The organism is Vibrio barjaei (assembly GCF_001639065.2).
GTDB lineage: Bacteria > Pseudomonadota > Gammaproteobacteria > Enterobacterales > Vibrionaceae > Vibrio > Vibrio barjaei.
In genome coordinates, this window is the sequence record NZ_LQXO02000012.1 from 109,109 (window position 1) to 127,196 (window position 18,088).

Consider the following 18,088-nt stretch of genomic DNA (forward strand, 5'->3'; position numbering starts at 1 on the left):
CATGAACAGACAACAACTTTCGCAACAAATCATCGACACTTGCCTTGAAATGACAAGACTTGGGTTGAACCAAGGCACTGCTGGAAATGTCAGTGTTCGTTTTGATAACGGTATGTTGATCACACCAACGGGCATCGCATACGACAAACTCACACCCGATCATATTGTGTATGTCACTCATGATGGGTTCTTTGAGGAAGGCAAGTTACCGTCATCAGAGTGGCACTTCCATCTGACTTGTTATCAAACTCGTGAAGACGTAAACGCGGTGGTTCACAATCACGCCATTAATTGTGCGGCGGTATCCATTCTGAACAAACCAATCCCAGCGATTCATTATATGGTTGCTGCGTCGGGTGCGACAGAGATCCCTTGTGTCCCTTACGCTACTTTTGGCAGTCACGAACTAGCCGAGTATGTCAAAGAAGGGATGGCAAACAGCAAAGCCATTTTGCTGCAACACCATGGACTTATTGCGGGTGAGGCTAATTTAGAAAAAGCACTGTGGCTAGCACATGAAGTCGAAGTATTGGCTGACCTCTATCTGAAAACAATGGCGATTACACCAGATGTCCCCGTGCTTGACGATGCAGAAATGCAAAAGGTTTTGGGCAAGTTCAAGTCATATGGACTGAGAGTTGAGCAGTAGTTACCAATAACTTATTTGAAGATGTAGAGGGAAATGACCATGGCTTTTTCTTTAAATTTGCCCAAGTTGAGTTTAGCTGGGGCTGGCGCTATTAACGATGCGGTACAAGAGATCCAAGCTCAATCGATTAACACTGCGCTTATCGTGACAGATGCGAATCTGGTTAAACTGGGGATTCTTGATTCATTGCTGGCTCAATTGGAGCAGCTTAGCATTGATTATGTGTTGTTCGATAAAGTGACACCCAACCCAACGGCTGCACTAGTAAGAGAAGGGCTAGAGCTGTACCAAAAGGAACAGTGTGACTGTTTCATTGCTGTCGGTGGAGGTAGCCCTGTAGATTGTGCTAAAGCTATACGCATAGTGACCTCAAATGGCGGTGACATTTGTGATTATGAAGGTGTAGGCAAAGTGCGTGTTGTGGGTGACTACTTTGTCGCGGTTAATACGACAGCAGGGACAGCAGCAGAAATGACGTCTAACTCGGTTATTACTGACGAAGAACGGCAAGTAAAAATGGTGATTATTGATGCCAAGCAGATACCTGATTTGGCGGTTAATGACCCTGAGCTTATGTTGGGATTACCAAGCAGCGTAACCGCTAGCACGGGTATGGATGCGCTCACCCATGCCATTGAAGCCTATGTTACACCCGGTGCACATACACTAACTAAACCGACGGCTTTGGAAGCGATTCGCCTCATCAATAAATGGTTACCAGTTGCGGTAGATGATGGCCAAAACCTAGAGGCGCGTGAACAATTAGCTTGTGCTCAGTTTCTTGCGGGTATGGCGTTTAACAGCGCAGGTTTAGGTTTGGTTCACGCCATGGCTCATCAACCAGGTGCTACACATAACCTTCCTCATGGTGTTTGTAATGCTATCTTGTTACCGGAAGTGTGTGAGTTCAATGCTCAAACACGTCCGCAACCGTTTAGAGCGATTGCCGAAGCTATGGGTTCGAGTACTGCAGACTTAGATGATGAATCTGCGGCGAAAGCCGCAATAGCAAGAATTCGTCAGCTTTCACAGCGTGTGCAAATTCCAAATGGCTTAGCAGAGCTAGGCATTCAAGAAAGTGATTTTGCTCTTTGGTTAGATAAGACTCTGGCTGACCCATGTCTTGGAGGCAACCCTAGGGTTCCGACGCGAGAAGAAATCTTTAAGCTATTTGCTCAAGCTATGTAACGTAATGAAAAACCTAGCGTAATGCTAGGTTTTTCTGAACATCCTTTTGAATGTTGCAGACGTGCTTAATGTCCTCTAATTGTCATAATTCAAATAAGTCACACATAAGTCATGGAATGCTTGTGCTTGAGGGGAAATCGTTCGTTCAGTTAGGCGAAATATCCCGATTTGCCTTTGTAAAGGTGGGTCGATAAGAGGAAGCCAGACTAATCGAGTTTCATTAGTGGGAAAGGCAAGTTTTGGCAGTGTGGTAATGCCAATACCAAGCTCCAATACAGAGAAAAGAGAGGTGATATTTTCAACGGAATACAAAGCCTGCTCGCTGAGGGCTCTGGCTGGTGTTGGGTCTAGGAGCTTGCAAGTACCATTTCTGATAAATGGCTGTTGTAACAGAGTTTGCCATTCGATGCCTTCGGTTTGAGAAGCAATAGGATTGTCGTTCAAACAGACGACGCCAATGGGATCTGAGATAAGCGGCGTAAACTCGATAGCGCCATCTTCAAGGTGTGAGCTGTTACCTAGGGCCAAGTCGACTTCCCCTGACAATAGTCGTGCTTCGACACCTGCAGCGTTATCATCAATCAGACTTACCTCCACATTAGGAAATTGTTCGCAAAAAGCGCCCAATACGCTGGGAATCAGCTTAGCTGCGACGGATGGGACACTGGCGATTCTGACTCGTCCTTGTTGCCCCGCAGCAGCGGCTCGTAAATCATTATCTAATGCACTATAGACGTTAAGAAACTGGATTACTTTGGGAAGGCAAATCTCGCCAAATGGTGTGAGTTTGGATTTGTTCCCTGATTCAAACAGTGCCTGACCTAAGTTCTTTTCGAGTTCTTTTATTGATGTTGACAATGCTGCTTGCGAGCGGTTGGCTCTGTTGGAGGCTGCTCTGAATCCCCCTTCTTCGACCACCATCACAAAATGCCACAATTGTTGAAGCTTGATACTCATTAGACCACTTCCTTAAGCCCTTTTGTCACCGTACCTTTTGTAAGGTGATAGATTTTACTTATCAAATGTAAAAAATTTACCGTTAGATTTATCAAATATCAAGTAGCATTATTTAACCATCAAGAAACATAGTTGTTACAAATGGTGGATTGCTCGTGAATTTTCAAACCCAAAAGTCTCCAGTTAAAACTTCTCTCTTCGCTTCAAAGGCGCCACTTGAATGGGCGATTGTTAACAATGGCACGCTTTATACCGCACAGATACCTATCGATGATACTGGAGCCGTTGTTGATGGTGGCATTGAAGCACAAACCCGTCAGACGTTTAACAACCTGGCTCACACACTGGAATGTGCTGGTTCGTCTCTAGATTCCGTATTGCAAGTGTTGATCTACGTGACAGACCGAGAGTACCTCAAAACCGTTAATGAAGTTTATGCCGAATACTTTGAAGCGCCTTATCCAAATCGCGCAGCCATGGTCGTGGCGGGATTAGCGAGAGAAGAAATGCTGGTCGAATTTGTTGTGTATGCAGCCGCGCCGCAACCAGAATGAAGACAGTTTACGAATCAACTAAGCAGAATATTGGCGGCTAGATCTTATCTAGTGAGCTACAGAACAAGGAAAGCATAATGACTCAACAACTTACTATTCCAACTGAAAATGCCTTGTACATCTCAGGGGAGTGGCAGTCTGGTGTGAGCACCATTGCCAACATTAACCCATCGGATATTTCTGAAAATCTAGGTCACTTTGCTCAGGCTAGCCAAGCGCAGGTTCAGCAAGCCATATCCGCAGCTAAACATGCACAGCCAGAGTGGGAAAAAACGCCTATTGAACGCAAGCAAGCGGTGCTGCAAGCAATTGGAGACGAATTGATAGCGCGCTGTGATGAACTTGGCACCTTGCTTTCTCGCGAGGAGGGCAAGCCATTCTTAGAAGGTCGTGGTGAAATCTATCGAGCTGGTCAATTCTTCCAATACTTCGCGGCTGAGGTGTTACGTCAGATAGGTGACAGTGCCGATTCAGTGCGTCCGGGCGTTTCGGTGGAAGTGACTCGTGAAGCAGTTGGTGTGATCGCGATTATTTCCCCTTGGAACTTCCCAACAGCAACGGCGGCTTGGAAGATTGCGCCTGCATTGGCCTTTGGTAACAGCGTCATTTGGAAACCTGCGAATCTTACTCCAGCGAGTGCGGTGGCTCTAACGGAAATTATCCATCGTCAAGGCATACCTGCTGGCACGTTTAACTTGGTGTTAGGTAGTGGTTCTGAAGTGGGTAACACACTGATCAATTCAACAGATGTGAACGGCGTCAGTTTCACGGGTTCTGTTGAAACGGGTCGTAAAGTAGCAGCCGCAACCGCTCCGAATTTTGTTCGTTGCCAGTTGGAAATGGGCAGCAAAAACGCACTGGTCATTGCCGATGATGCTGATATTCAGATTGCAGTAGAGGCGACGATTGCTGGATCTTTCTCTGGTGCAGGCCAGAAGTGTACCGCGTCTTCTCGTCTTGTGGTGACGGACGGCATTCATGATCAATACGTTGAGGCACTCATTAAGCGAATGAGCGAACTAAAAGTAGGTCATGCACTTGAAGAAGGCATCTTTATGGGGCCAGTGGTTGACGGCAACCAATTAGAGGCAAACTTTGGTTGGATTGAAAAAGCTCGTCAAAGTGGTGCAGAGCTCGCGTTTGGCGGAGAACGCCTGAATCTTGAGCATGAGGGTTACTACATGTCACCAACTCTGTTCTTGAATACTAAGAATGAGTGGGAAGTGAACCAAGAAGAAGTGTTTGCGCCTATGGCGAGCGTTATTCGAGTCGCCGACCTAGATGAAGCAATCGCAACCGCTAACGACACACGATTTGGATTAACAGGTGGCATCATCACTCAAAGCCTGCGAAACAGTGCCATCTTCAAGCAACAGATTCAAACCGGTTGTGCCATGGTGAACTTGCCAACAGCAGGTACAGATTATCACGTACCTTTTGGTGGTCGTAAAGAGTCTAGCTTTGGTCCACGTGAGCAAGGTCAATACGCAAAAGAGTTCTATACCGTAGTAAAAACAGCGTACCAACGCCCTTACTAATCATCACACGACATCGAGAGAGTGACGTCACAACGTCACTCATCTTGAATACCAATTCAATGAGTACAGCAAGAGGTGGGGTATGTACCAGCAAGGGATTGTCATAGACGGATTGCAATACTGCAATTGGGACAGAGAGTATTTTCAAACGCTCAAAGCCAGCGGTATTACCGCTGTTCATGTCACTATCGCTTATCACGAGAATGCACGTGAGACACTGACTCGATTTGCCGAATGGAACCTTCGCTTCGAGCAAAACGATGACCTCATTATGCCGGTTTATTCCATGGCAGATGTTGAGCTCGCAAAGGCATTGGGCAAGGTTGGCATTTTTATGGGGGCACAGAACTGTTCTCCGATTGATGACGAAATTGGCTTAATTGAAGTCATGCGCCGTCAAGGGCTGCTCATCATGCAACTGACCTACAACAACCAAAGCCTATTGGCGACAGGATGTTACGAACAGCACGATACTGGCATCACCCGTTTTGGTAAGCAAGTCATCGAAGAGATGAACCGTGTCGGCATGATCATCGATATGTCACACAGCGCCGAACGTTCAACGCTGGAGGCGATAGACCTTTCTGCTCGTCCAATTTGTATCAGTCATGCCAATCCGACATTCGCTCATGATGCGCTGCGAAACAAGTCGAACACGGTGATCAAATCCCTTACCGAGCGTGGCGGTCTGATTGGATTTAGCCTCTATCCATTTCATCTACCCAATGGCAGTGAGTGTTCATTAGAGGACTTTTGCCAAATGGTGGAGAAAACCGCGGATATCGCTGGCATCGACCACATTGGCATCGGAAGCGACCTTTGCCTGAATCAGCCTCAACAAGTTTTGGAGTGGATGCGCAACGGACGCTGGTCAAAAACCATGGATTATGGCGAAGGTTCGGCTGCTAATTCAGGTTGGCCTGATGCACTTCCTTGGTTTAGCGGCAGTAAAGGAATGGAAAATATCTACAACGGATTAGTCCGTCATGGCTTCAGTGAAGGCGAGGCGGGGAAAATTATGGGTGGCAATTGGTTTGACTTCTTACAACAAGGATTGGAGCCAAATCTATAGCGTACACCCGAACATGGAAGAGCTCGCCAATATAAAAACAACAGGTGAGCGTTAAACACAACATAGGTTGCTTTCCCCCAAGGCGAGCAACACAAACTTCTGGAGTCAGAGTATGTCTGATCTAACCAATAGCATGAACACAGCACCACCGTCTTCTGCAAGCGCGGAGATAGAACATAAAAGTAAACTCTCTTCATCGGATAAGTTGGGGTTGAATAACCCAGCGTTTTGGTACAGTGGCGGCTTTATCGCTCTGTTTGTTGCACTTGCGCTTTACGATGGCGAGCTGCTTTCTTCTCTAGTCAATGCTGGTTTTAGCTGGTCAGTAAAAGTTTTTGGCCCTTACTGGCAAATATTACTATTACTCACTTTTCTTATTGGTCTTGGTCTCGCAGCAGGGCGAACAGGCAAGGTGATTTTGGGCGGCAATGTGAAACCAGAGCTCGACTCATTTCGCTGGATGGCCATTCTATTCTGTACCTTGCTGGCAGGGGGCGGTGTATTTTGGGCAGCAGCTGAGCCGATTGCGCACTATGTGAGTCCTCCTCCTCTGTACGGTCCCCAAGACAGCGTTATGCAAACAGCGATTAATGCTTTGTCGCAGTCATTTATGCACTGGAGCTTCTTGTCATGGGCAATTGTTGGCAGCTTAACCTCCATTGTTATGATGCATTTGCACTATGACAAAGGCTTACCTTTAAAACCTCGTACCTTACTGTATCCAGTATTGGGAGAGCGTGCGTTGAAAGGTCATACAGGTGCTCTGATTGACGCATGTTGTATTGTGGCAGTTGCCGCTGGAACCATCGGACCTATTGGTTTTTTGGGGCTGCAAGTGAGCTATGCGTTGAACGCACTGTTTGATATTCCAGATGGCTTCACCACTCAGCTGATCATTATTCTGTTCGCGATAGTGCTATACACGCTATCAGCACTCAGCGGTCTTAATCGCGGAATGCAGATGTTGAGCCGCTATAACGTCATCTTAGCTATTGCGCTGATGGTTTACATCCTACTGTTTGGTCCAACTAACTTTATCTTTAATGGTTATATCCAAGGTATGGGTACCATGCTGGATAACTTCATTCCGATGGCGACATATCGAGGCGATGAAGGATGGCTGAGCTGGTGGACGGTATTCTTCTGGGGCTGGTTCTTAGGTTATGGACCACTAATGGCTATTTTTATTGCTCGTATCTCACGTGGTCGAAGCATTCGCCAAATCATTTCTATCATTAGTATTGCGGCGCCATTCGCGACCTGCTTCTGGTTCACCATCGTTGGTGGGACAGGACTTGCGTTCGAGATTGCCGACCCTGGTAGTGTGAGTAAAGCATTCGAAGGGTTTAACCTTCCGGGAGCGTTACTCGCAGTAACACAACAATTACCTATGCCAATGCTGGTTTCCATTTTGTTCTTAGTGCTGACCACCATATTCATTGTCACTACGGGTGATTCTATGACTTACACCATCAGTGTTGTCATCAGTGGTGAAACGGAGCCAAATGCAATCGTCCGTACCTTCTGGGGAGTAATGATGGGGGTGACGGCAATCATCTTAATATCACTGGGGTCGGGCGGCATTTCGGCACTGCAGTCCTTTATCGTGATAACCGCGGTACCAGTATCCTTAGTACTGTTGCCCTCCCTATGGAATGCTCCGCAAATCGCGATGAAACTGGCAAAAGAACAAGGCTTATAAACACAACAATAGTTCTTCAATAACGTGAATGCTGTGTGGGCTTAGGTTCACACCCCACACAGCTCCAATCATTCTTATAATTAAAACAGGTGAGCAAAATGGATGTACATCGTTCAACTTACACTGAGACTCCGCTTCGTAGCGTTGATGTGGTAATGAATCCACAACGACTTGGCGCTATGCATCAAAATCGAATCAGTTTTGTGCGCAGCTTAATTCGCAAAATGGCACAGCAAAATTGGCAGGTGAGTAAGCATGAATGGCAGTTGTCGCCGCAAGGGTATGGACACGTCATTTACCGTCTCGCAACACCTAAGCACGTTTATCATCTAGTGGTATTTTGTGACCAGATTGCTGATGAAGAGCGCAACGACCGCGTGATTGCAGAGAAATGGGATGTGACATTCGCTCTAGTGTATGGAGATGTTGATGTGTCTCTGTTGGAGAAGTTGCGTGCTAATGTGCCGCTTCAAGAAGCAGGGCGCAATACCAACGATGTCCTTGTATTGGCTCGCGCTAATAAGAGTGTTCGAGTTTTCGAACATATTGTTTCTCACCTTGCCAAGGGCACTCAACCAGACGCGAAAGAGCTTGCCGAGGTTGGTTATATTCTGCGTACAACAGCAGTATACGGTAATGGTAAGTTCGGGATTGCTGATTTTAAGTTACTGGAAGATAACGATGACTTTAGTCAGTCATTCAGCGCCCAAATGTGCGCCGTGTATCTGCTGCGCGAATTCAGTTTGGATTGGGTGCATTACTTGGCGACGCAACAGGGCGGTGATAAAGCGGTATCATTAGATCGCGGCTTGCAGCGATACTTGGGCGTTGGAAATGCGACTGGGCTTGGTATGGCGCCATACTTGATTAATCACCCATGCATCGTTGATCAGTGGATGACGTCACGAGAAAAAGCCCTCGCGACGGTGTTAGCGCAGCAAACTAATAAAGACAAGTTGCCGCAACTTAAAGTTCTGCTTAGCAAAGCGACTATGCACTTGGCGCAAGTAATAACGATTAATGAGGTGCAAAACAGCTTAAATCAGCAGGCGCTTGATGAATTGTCTTTATTGGTAGACCAACTAGCCACACACCTTGGAAATGCCTCAACTTGGGGGGATTTGCTCGAACAAAATCAGTTAATGAATATGGAAGCTCAAGAAATCCTTATTGCGTGTCTGATGGAGCTCTACCCAGAACAAGTTGACGTATTTGCAGACCTGATGAATACGGATGAAACGCTGTTCCTGCCGACAGGTAAAAAAGTCAGTGATTTGATTTCGTTATTGAAGGCCCGTTATCAGTGGGCAGTCAGCACCGACTTTTCGATGCCAGAAAACAGCTATTGGTTTTGGTATCGATCACAGGACAAAGAAGAGCCCCGCTTAGGTGTGCGTGAGGAAGAACAAGGGGCAGATAAAGAACTACCGCTTGATATTGGCAGACAAGCGTATTACCTGTACAGAGCGTTAAGACAACAATCTCAAGATATGTCGATTGCGCAATTCCTACTGCATTTTCCTCAATATCGGGCTATTGCAAGAAGGGTATGGACGCTAGGTAATCGCGTGATGGGAGACATTCAAATGAATGTTCTCCACAAACAATCATTACCAATGCATTTATTGCGCTGCAAACTAGCCATCTTTGGGGCGACGAAGTTTGATCCTCGCTCTGACCGTTGGGTGCGAGTCACCTTTTTCCAAGGTGCACCGTTGCTAGACGAAATCGGCGATGAGAATTACCAAGATAATTGGATCTTTCCACTGCTGCCTAGCGAGCAATCTATGACTTCCATTAACTCTATTACGCCATAAGGACGTTGGTATGATCGTATCTCACAATGAATTAGTCGCTGCGGTAAACAAAGCTTTTTTGGGTATGAAACGCTCCTGTGGCGAAGCGGACGTGATTGCTAATATGGTTGCGGACCTGCAAATGGTTGGACTTAATGGGATTCGCCATTTTAACAATGCATGTAACTACCTTGGTCTCGAACAAGACTGCGCAGTTCAAATCAATAAGGTTGAACCAGGTGTACTGGAGGTGGATCTCCACAAAAATAGCGTAGCGTGCCATCTGCCTGTTATCTTAGATTTCGCACTTGAGTCGATGATTGGGCAGAAGCAGCTCAAAATAACATTGTTGAATTGTCACAATCGCTGGCTAGCGTATAGCGAATTGGTAAAACTGGCAGCGAAGGGCATTGCTTGTAGAGCATATTGGAGCAATGGTAGTCAACCCAAACGCACTCTTTATGTACTCAACAGAGGATGTGTTGCACCAGAGCTCTATTTTTCTGACACCGATCTTGTTGAAGACGACCTTCACTCGATGACGATTGAATTGTCGATTGAGGACTTTAGCCAGACAGCATTAGCTGACCAATACAACACCCATATCGATAGCACTGAACTTTCTAGCTCGCAGCAAGCAGCTTGGGTAGAAGGCATTTTTGTTGATGATGCGGAGTGGGCAATGTTAAAGCAGACGGCAACGATATTCTTAGTAGAAAATAGTCAGCGCTCGCTGCAAGGAGCGGGTGAATTGGTGGAGTGATAATCAAGCCCACACTGATCTTTTTAGGTTAGCAGTAGATAAAAGTGCCGAGTAATCCGGCACTTTTTTCGTTTTGGGTGACTGGTAATCCAGTTTTAATGCTTTTGTTAGTAGTTAATAAGAGTGTGACGCGCTTTGCTTTTTTTATTGTTCTGGTATGGTTAAATTAAATCCTCAAAAAAATGAAGAATAAAAATGAGTAGTCAAAACTATATAAAGAAAAACGGAGCGGCCATTATCCACATCGCCCGTTATTTATTAACGACAGAGGCTGGAGATAGACTCAAGACGATTGATGAGCTGTCGCTCGAGATTGGTTGTTCTGTTGGCTATGTAGCAAACGCGATTAAATTTATCGAAAAGGAAGAGGCGGTTTACCTAAGTCGTCAAGGACGTAATGGCACCATTATCTCTTCACTAAATTTTCATAAGTTGGTGGGTATTTCCGAGATTGGTAATATCGTTTGTGCGATGCCGCTACCGTATACCAAGCATTACGAGGGATTGGCCTCTGGTCTTAAGCAGCAGATAGACAACGTGCCCCTGTACTTTGCTCATATGAGAGGCGCAGGCGTTAGGGCGGAATGTCTTAGCGACGGTATCTACGACATCGCTATCATGTCCAAACTAGCCTCAGAAAAGTATGTTGCAGAGGGCGAATTGGAGATTGCAGTAGAGTTGGATGCTCACAGTTATGTACCAGAACATCGATTGATTTACAGGCAGTCGGAGCGTAATAACGTCAGACGAATTGGTGTTGATGCTGAATCGCCAGACCAAAAATTGCTTACTGAAATCTACTTTAAAAATCAAGAGATTGAAGTGGTTCCAGTACCTTACAACGAATGCCTCAAGCAAATTGTAAAAGGGGAGATCGATGCGGCAATCTGGTATGCCTCACGAGAAGATTCTATTGAGGCGATGGGCCTTAGCGAAGAGCCGCTAACGTCTATTCCGGATTTTGAAAAGGCGTCGATCGCGGTATTGATGGTCAGAAAAGGCTCGGACTATTTAAAGGCGATGCTAAAGAAATTCGTCAATAACGAGAAGTTACTAGCGCATCAAACAGATGTGATATCCGGAAAAGTGATTCCAACTTATTAGGTTCGAGCTAACAAGGAGAAAATGAGATGTCATTCGACACAACCGGTTTTACCTATTGCCATGAGCATCTGCATATCGATTTATCTCCTCAGAAGGGAGATATTGATTGCAAACTTGATCAATTTGAATTGATTAAACAGGAGCTTATCACGCTTAGGAAACTTGGAGTGCGGAATATCGTTGAGGTGACTAATCGTTTTATGGGTAGAAATCCTCAATTTATTGAGGATTTAATTAAGGCGTCAGGGATGAATGTTGTTTTGTCGACTGGCTATTACATCGAGGGTTTCTTTCCGGATTTCTTAGCGAATCTGTCGATTCGAGATATTGCCCAAACCATGATTGACGAAATTGAACAACCTCTGGATGGCACCTCTCTAAAGGCGTCTGTGATTGGTGAGATTGGGAGCAGCGAAAACCGATTCTCCCCACTAGAAAAGAACGTCTTCTTAGCTGCAGCCATTGCTCACAAAGAGACAGACGCGCCTATTTCAACGCACACGTCATTTAGCACGATGGCGAAGCAACAGATCCAGATACTTAGGGGGGAGGGCATCGACCTTAGGAAGGTGACGATAGGGCACTGCGACCTTCGAGATAACCTTGATGACTTACTTTATTTGTTGGATCACGGGTGTTACGTGCAGCTCGATACAATTGGTAAGAACAGTTACTACCCCGATGAAAAGAGAATTGAAGTAATTAATACCCTGATTGCTAAGGGATACGTCGAGCAACTTATGTTGTCGATGGATATAACTCGACGTTCGCATTTAAAAGCGAATGGCGGGTTAGGTTTTAGCTACTTAATGGAAGAGTTTGTTCCCCGACTGTTCGCTTCTGGTGTAAGCGAAGGTGATGTCGAACTTATGCTCAAACACAATCCAAACCGATTTTTCAATAACGGATAAACAAAAAAGGAAAGCAGAATGAAAACAATCGCTATCGCGGGTTTACAACGCGAACAAATCAAAGCGCAGATAGAGGAGGCGGCGCCAGGGAAGTTTGAATGTCACATTCTTAACGACATGGATGCCGCGATGAAAGTAAAAGCAGGTGAGCTTGATTACTACGTCGGGGCCTGCAACACAGGCGCGGGCGCAGCACTTAGCATGGCTATTGCTATTATTGGCTTCAATGAGTCGTGCACGATTGCAAAGCCTGCTATTCAAGCCAAGGAAGAGCAAATTGCTCAATTTATTACCGAAGGTAAAAAGGCGTTTGGATTATCAATTGAGCACGTAGACCACGCCGTTCCTATGTTAGCGACCTTGCTAGCGAGAGAGGTGTAGTTATGGATATCACCAACATTGCTCTAATTGCGACCTTGTGTGCAATGACTGCTTTAGTTGCACATATGTCGGCCGCTGTATTTCACGATGGGATACGACCCATATTGCCGCAGTTGATCGAAGGTAATATGACACGCCGAGATGCGGGTTCCGTTGCTTTTGGTTTGTCTATCGGTTTTGTCGCGTCTGTGGGTATTTCTTTTACCTTATCGACAGGGCTTCTTAACCCGTGGCTGCTTTTCTTACCGACGGACATCATCGGTGTTATGGCAACGAGCCGCATTATGGCGGTACTTGGGGGCGGCATTTGGGGCGTATTAGTGGTTACCAGTCTGGCTGGTGTTAATGCGGTTCTGACAGGCCTTCCAATTGATGCGCTGGGTGCTTTGGGTGAGTTGGGTACACCTGTCATGTCGGCTTTTGCGCTATTCCCATTGTTAGCTATTTTCTACCAGTTTGGATGGAAAGCAGGGGCTGTTGCAGGCGTTGTCATACTTCTATCACGACTGTTTGTGATGAAGTTTACGGGTATCTATCCTGAGTCAATTCAAATCTTTGTCGGTATGGTGATGCTTGTGGCTATCGCGATTCGTAAAGATGTTCAAGATAAAGCGAACGGTATTACCCCTCCAGATATGAGTGGTATGCGAAGCTTGTTTGAAGAGCGGACTAAGCGAATCTTCAAGAACATGCCTTACTTAGCTGTTGTTGGTGCACTGATAGCCGCTGCCGCTGCGTCGGGAATCTTTGCGGGTTCAGAAGTCTCTATTTACTCGTTAGCAGATGCCTACAAAATAGAAGACCCTGTAGCTCAAAAAGAAGCATTAAACCAAGTAGCTTTGTCTGAAATGATGCGTGGTTTAGGCTTTATTCCACTGATTGCCACTACGGCACTTGCTACCGGGGTTTATGGCGTTGTTGGCTTTACGTTTGTGTTTGTAGTGGGTTATCTCTCACCAAATGCACCTGTGGCGGCGGTACTTGGCGCGATTACAATTTGCATCGAGATCTTCTTACTCCGTGGTATCGGCCGCTTCTTAGAGCAGTTCCCTTCAATTCGAAATGCTTCGGACAATATTCGTAATAGCATGAACACGCTAATGGAATTTGCTTTGCTTATTGGGGGTGTGCTTGCGGTGATGAAAATGGGTAGCACGACAGGGTTCACGATCTTTGCAATGTTGTACTACTTGAACGAAGTAATGGGTCGTCCAATTTTGAAAATTGCAGCGCCTGCAGTAGCGGCAATACTTACCGGTGTGGTGTTAAACCTACTTTACGTCTTTGGGCTTTTTGTTCCTGCATAAATACGCGTACAGCTTTTTTCATACCTATCTGTACAGAGATTTGGAGAAATTATGAAACAACGAATGTCTCTTCTTTTGGAGCATAACGTAATCAGTCAAATCGCGTTTGATGCGACTATGAGGGCTGTCGGAATCTTGACGATTGAATGGAATGTGAAAGAGGATTCAGAACAATTTCAGATGGCGATGACTCATTTTGCACGCGCTATTGATCGAGTACTACAAAGCAATCCTATTGTAGAAGGCTTGGATTCTGAGATTCTAAAAGAAATGCAAGATGACGACGTATTTTCAGACATTGTCAGCATGAACAATCAGTTATGTTCGGCCTCTGGCGTACCTGAGATACCTGAGACGGAAATCAGTTTTCTTTTGAGCAATCTGTATGCAATTAAACTGAGTGTGTCGTAACTAGATTTTTTTGGGAATTAATCTTCAAAAAAATGAAAATAAAAGAGTGGATTGAAAAGTATATGTATTTAAATGCTTTGCAACATCAAAACGACGCACTGATTCAGGCTACCCTTGCTCTTCATGAGCAGGGGAACCTGTTACCGGATTCGTACGTCATCGATGTCGAACAATTTACAGCAAACGCCAAAGTCATAAGGCAGTGTGCTAACGACCTTGGATTAAAGCTGTATGGCATGACAAAACAATTTGGGCGTAACCCGTATTTAGCACAGCTTCTTCTTGATTTAGGCTATGACGGTATTGTTGCTGTGGATTTCAAAGAAGCGCGAGCTCTGCATTTAGCGGGAGTCAAGGTTCAACACGTGGGTCATTTAGTCCAGCCTCCGACGGCTATGGTGGAACAAATCGTGGCAGAGATGAAGCCAGAAGTTATGACCGTCTATTCGCTAGATAAAGCACGTCAAATCTCAGATGCAGCCTCCAAGTGCGGCAGAGTGCAACCTGTGCTAGTGAAGTTTTATGGCGACGAGGACAGGCTTTATGTCAACCAAGAGGCAGGATTTCCGATTGCCGAAGTCGACTCTGTGTTAGAGGCGCTTGGTCAAATGAAGGGGATTCAGCTAGAAGGAGTGACTCATTTCCCTTGCTTTTTGTTCGATGGTGAGCAGCTTACAGCAACAGAGAACGTCGACACGCTGCATCAAGTCATCAAACATTGGCCTGAGGGGGATATGCCTCATCAAGTCAATATGCCTTCAGCGACATGTTGTAACACTCTAACCATGATTAAACGGCTAGGGGGAACGCATGGTGAGCCGGGGCATGCTTTGACTGGTACATTCCCAGCTAACATTGATGGCAGTCAGCCTGAAAAAGTGGCGATGCTGTATTTATCAGAGATTTCTCATCAGTTTCAAGGTGCGTCGTATTGTTATGGTGGTGGTTACTACCGTCGTGGTCAGCTTGAACATGCATTGATTAATGGTTTGGTAATCCCTGTTAGCAATGAGGATGTGAACGCTATCGATTATCACCTAAAAGTATCTGGGAGCCATAATGTAGGTACACCAATAATCATGGCATTTCGAACTCAGGTCTTTGTCACTCGTTCCGATGTGGTTTTAGTTGATGGTATTCAATCTGGAAACCCAAGGATTATTGGGCGCTATGATTCGCTGGGAGGGACGGTAGATGGGTAGGTTTATCGTTATTGTCTTGGATGGATTCGGTGTTGGTGCCATGGACGATGTCCATGAAAGCCGAACCAAAGATATTGGAGCGAATACCGCATACAAACTACTGGCCTCTTATCCCAATAGAGATTTACCAACGCTAGCGTTATTGGGACTTAGTAATGTTGTTGATTGCAACGTATCGCGCCTTAAACAAAACCCTAACGCCAACACCGGTACCATCAACCTGAAACACCAAGGATGCGACACGTTTGCTGGACATCAAGAGCTTATGGGAACGCTACCTAAATCACCAAGGGTAAATCCATTTCATAACTCTATTGATACGATTCAAGAGTCTCTTGAAGAGGCTGGGTGTTTCGTTGAGCGGGTAAAGAGAGGAGAGCTTGCTGTACTGTTGGTCGAGCAATGTGTAGTGATTGGCGACAATCTGGAAGCTGAATTAGGTGAGGTGTATAACGTTGCTGCGGATTTAAATCGTATTGAATTTGATAGTTTATTGAATATCGGTCGAATTGTTCGTGCAAATAATGATGTAGCAAGAAACATTGTATTTGGAGGGCGACTTGATGCGACCGAACAGCTTATTGATTCGATAGAAGTCCGTGGAGAGTGCATTGGAGTTAATGCACCTAAATCTAAAGTGTATGAAAGAGGATTTCAGGTCGCTCACCTAGGGTACGGGGTTAACCATTTAGTGCAAGTTCCTCATTTACTCGCCAATGTTGATTGTGAAACTGTTTTGGTTGGTAAGGTGGCCGACATTGTAGAAAACAACCACGGTGTGAGTTTCAAAGGATTAGTGGATACGGAACAGATCTTATCTATTGCTTATCAGGAAATTGATAAGCGAAAACATGGGTTTATTTGTATCAATGTGCAGGAAACCGATTTATCTGGGCATCGACAAGATCCAGATTCATATTGGAAAGTGTTGGAAAAAAGCGACGTTGGAATCGCTAAAATTATGCAAGTGATGAACGATGAGGATGTTTTAGTGGTCACTGCCGATCATGGGAATGACCCTTATATTGGTCACGGGCAACACACCAGAGAAAAAGTGCCGTTATTGGTTCATAAGAACGGTATCAATGGTGTGTGCTTTAGTGAGCGTGCGACGTTAGCAGACATCGGGGCGAGTGTCGCCGAGTATTTTGGGGCAGATTTACCCGAGAGCGGTGAGTCGTTTATCGAACCGCTCAAGCTGTTTGATTGAAGTGGTAAGTTATAGGTGAAGTAGACTAGAGAGTTAAGGACTGCTTTGAGCTCTAGTACTTTTCTCACTCAAAAAAACACTGAACGGTCGGCAGTTATTTCACTACTACGTCAGTAATCATAATTGGCTCACAAGGGACGTCATCATGCCCTTTGTAGGAATGCGTTGATACTTTTCCAATGGCGTTGACTACATCCATGCCTGCGGTCACTTTGCCGAAAACCGAGTAGCCCCAGCCGCGGTTTGTGGTGGCGGTGTGGTCAAGGAAGTCGTTGTTAGCTAAATTAATGAAAAATTCCGATGTTGCAGAATGAGGCGCATCGGTACGAGCCATCGCTATAGAACCCGTCACGTTTTTAAGTCCTCGATTGGCCTCGTTGACGATAGGTGCGCGACCTGGCTTTTCTTCAAGATTTTGGTTGTAACCGCCAGCTTGAATCATGAATCCGTCGATGACGCGATGAAATACTGTTCCTTGATAAAAACCTTCTTGGCAATATTTAAGAAAATTTTTGGCACTAACAGGGGCTTTTTCGATATTAAGCTCAATGTCGATATTACCGACGTTTGTTTCCAAAGTGATAGTAGTCATGGTTAAATCCTGAGTTTTCATTCAAAAAAGTAAGAAGTTTGCTCTTAGTACTGTAGCTGTGATAATGAGTGCAGTAGTTACCGACGGTGATATGTTGAAAGACATCAGTAAATGCGATTGCTTTCTAGCTATAGCCTATGATGAAATAGCGCCGCATTCCACCCACACACTATTTTGGAACTTTTAATGAGAACTGAACAACCAAACAACCCTCTACATGGCCTAAAGCTGGAGAAAATCCTTACTCAATTGGTGGAGCATTATGGGTGGTCTGGGTTACACGATATCATTCGAGTGAACTGTTTTTCTAAAGACCCTTCTATTAAATCATCGCTCAAGTTTCTACGTAGAACACAGTGGGCTAGAGATAAAGTAGAGCGTCTGTATATTGAAACGTTTTGCTAGATAATGTTAAGGCCAGTCATAGACTGGCCTTATTGGTCTTGGTGACCTGCAAATTAGTGACCTGCAAATTTTACGCGAATCTTGCTGCCTTTGAACATGGTAAGATTGAGTTCCTTGATCGCCAATTTCGCTTCGTCTTCGTTTGGCATATCTACAAACGCAAAGCCTTTAGACTTACCCGTTTCCTTATCTAACACCAGTGTACACTCAACAACGCGGCCGTGGTCTAGAAACAGTTTTCGTACGTCGTGTTCAATTGTGTCTCGGTCAAGGTTTCGAACTAAGATTTTCATAATGAGCCATTTGATATAAGAATTACCGGCGGATTGTCTCAGTTTATGCGGCG

The 18,088-nt window shown here is 45.3% G+C and carries 19 protein-coding genes; 16 read left to right on the plus strand and 3 right to left on the minus strand.

Features of this window, described 5'->3' with window-relative positions:
- The first annotated feature begins 1 nt into the window (after position 1).
- Positions 2-649 (plus strand): L-fuculose-phosphate aldolase, encoded by a 648-nt coding sequence (fucA, locus tag AWH66_RS06910; RefSeq protein WP_038228076.1) that lies wholly within the window; start codon positions 2-4, stop codon positions 647-649.
- Between the two features lie 39 nt (positions 650-688).
- A complete protein-coding gene (fucO, locus tag AWH66_RS06915; protein WP_063605557.1) occupies positions 689-1,837 on the plus strand; it encodes a lactaldehyde reductase in 1,149 nt (382 codons plus the stop codon).
- Positions 1,838-1,912: 75 nt separating this feature from the next.
- Here the strand turns inward: fucO and AWH66_RS06920 are convergent, their stop codons facing one another.
- Positions 1,913-2,794: a LysR family transcriptional regulator gene (locus AWH66_RS06920; protein WP_063605556.1), complete on the minus strand. Its 882-nt coding sequence runs from the start codon at positions 2,792-2,794 to the stop codon at positions 1,913-1,915.
- Positions 2,795-2,949: 155 nt separating this feature from the next.
- On the opposite strand from AWH66_RS06920, the gene AWH66_RS06925 reads away from it, so the two are divergent.
- From AWH66_RS06925 to AWH66_RS06985, 13 genes are all read left to right on the plus strand, one after another.
- Positions 2,950-3,348, plus strand: a complete 399-nt coding sequence (locus AWH66_RS06925) for a RidA family protein (RefSeq protein ID WP_063605555.1) — start codon at positions 2,950-2,952, stop codon at positions 3,346-3,348.
- 77 nt (positions 3,349-3,425) lie between these two features.
- Positions 3,426-4,886, plus strand: coding sequence for an aldehyde dehydrogenase family protein (locus tag AWH66_RS06930; protein WP_063605554.1), 1,461 nt, complete (start codon positions 3,426-3,428; stop codon positions 4,884-4,886).
- Positions 4,887-4,968: 82 nt separating this feature from the next.
- On the plus strand, positions 4,969-5,958 hold the full coding sequence (locus tag AWH66_RS06935; RefSeq protein WP_063605553.1) for a membrane dipeptidase: 990 nt from the start codon (positions 4,969-4,971) through the stop codon (positions 5,956-5,958).
- Positions 5,959-6,091: 133 nt separating this feature from the next.
- Complete coding sequence (locus AWH66_RS06940; RefSeq protein ID WP_420882859.1) at positions 6,092-7,660, plus strand: BCCT family transporter; 1,569 nt, start codon at positions 6,092-6,094, stop codon at positions 7,658-7,660.
- 98 nt (positions 7,661-7,758) lie between these two features.
- On the plus strand, positions 7,759-9,477 hold the full coding sequence (locus tag AWH66_RS06945) for a hypothetical protein (RefSeq protein WP_083399966.1): 1,719 nt from the start codon (positions 7,759-7,761) through the stop codon (positions 9,475-9,477).
- Between the two features lie 10 nt (positions 9,478-9,487).
- Positions 9,488-10,219, plus strand: coding sequence for a DUF3726 domain-containing protein (locus tag AWH66_RS06950; RefSeq protein ID WP_063605550.1), 732 nt, complete (start codon positions 9,488-9,490; stop codon positions 10,217-10,219).
- A 195-nt stretch (positions 10,220-10,414) separates the two neighbouring features.
- Positions 10,415-11,323 (plus strand): GntR family transcriptional regulator YhfZ, encoded by a 909-nt coding sequence (yhfZ, locus tag AWH66_RS06955; RefSeq protein WP_063605549.1) that lies wholly within the window; start codon positions 10,415-10,417, stop codon positions 11,321-11,323.
- A gap of 26 nt (positions 11,324-11,349) precedes the next feature.
- Positions 11,350-12,234, plus strand: a complete 885-nt coding sequence (locus AWH66_RS06960; protein ID WP_063605548.1) for a phosphotriesterase family protein — start codon at positions 11,350-11,352, stop codon at positions 12,232-12,234.
- Between the two features lie 18 nt (positions 12,235-12,252).
- Complete coding sequence (locus AWH66_RS06965; protein WP_031494231.1) at positions 12,253-12,615, plus strand: DUF2620 domain-containing protein; 363 nt, start codon at positions 12,253-12,255, stop codon at positions 12,613-12,615.
- A gap of 2 nt (positions 12,616-12,617) precedes the next feature.
- On the plus strand, positions 12,618-13,922 hold the full coding sequence (locus tag AWH66_RS06970) for a YhfT family protein (protein ID WP_063605547.1): 1,305 nt from the start codon (positions 12,618-12,620) through the stop codon (positions 13,920-13,922).
- Positions 13,923-13,973: 51 nt separating this feature from the next.
- A complete protein-coding gene (locus AWH66_RS06975; protein WP_063605546.1) occupies positions 13,974-14,333 on the plus strand; it encodes a hypothetical protein in 360 nt (119 codons plus the stop codon).
- Between the two features lie 62 nt (positions 14,334-14,395).
- Entirely contained in the window at positions 14,396-15,535 is a 1,140-nt protein-coding gene (locus AWH66_RS06980; RefSeq protein WP_063605822.1) for a YhfX family PLP-dependent enzyme, read from the plus strand.
- A complete protein-coding gene (locus AWH66_RS06985; protein WP_063605545.1) occupies positions 15,528-16,745 on the plus strand; it encodes a phosphopentomutase in 1,218 nt (405 codons plus the stop codon). Before AWH66_RS06980 ends, AWH66_RS06985 begins: the two co-directional genes overlap by 8 nt.
- A gap of 94 nt (positions 16,746-16,839) precedes the next feature.
- Here the strand turns inward: AWH66_RS06985 and AWH66_RS06990 are convergent, their stop codons facing one another.
- Positions 16,840-17,337: a peptidylprolyl isomerase gene (locus AWH66_RS06990; protein ID WP_063605544.1), complete on the minus strand. Its 498-nt coding sequence runs from the start codon at positions 17,335-17,337 to the stop codon at positions 16,840-16,842.
- Positions 17,338-17,523: 186 nt separating this feature from the next.
- On the opposite strand from AWH66_RS06990, the gene AWH66_RS06995 reads away from it, so the two are divergent.
- Positions 17,524-17,742, plus strand: coding sequence for a VF530 family protein (locus tag AWH66_RS06995; RefSeq protein ID WP_063605543.1), 219 nt, complete (start codon positions 17,524-17,526; stop codon positions 17,740-17,742).
- Between the two features lie 53 nt (positions 17,743-17,795).
- On the opposite strand, the gene AWH66_RS07000 is transcribed toward AWH66_RS06995, so the two are convergent.
- Positions 17,796-18,035, minus strand: a complete 240-nt coding sequence (locus AWH66_RS07000; protein WP_063605542.1) for an RNA recognition motif domain-containing protein — start codon at positions 18,033-18,035, stop codon at positions 17,796-17,798.
- Positions 18,036-18,088: the final 53 nt, after the last annotated feature.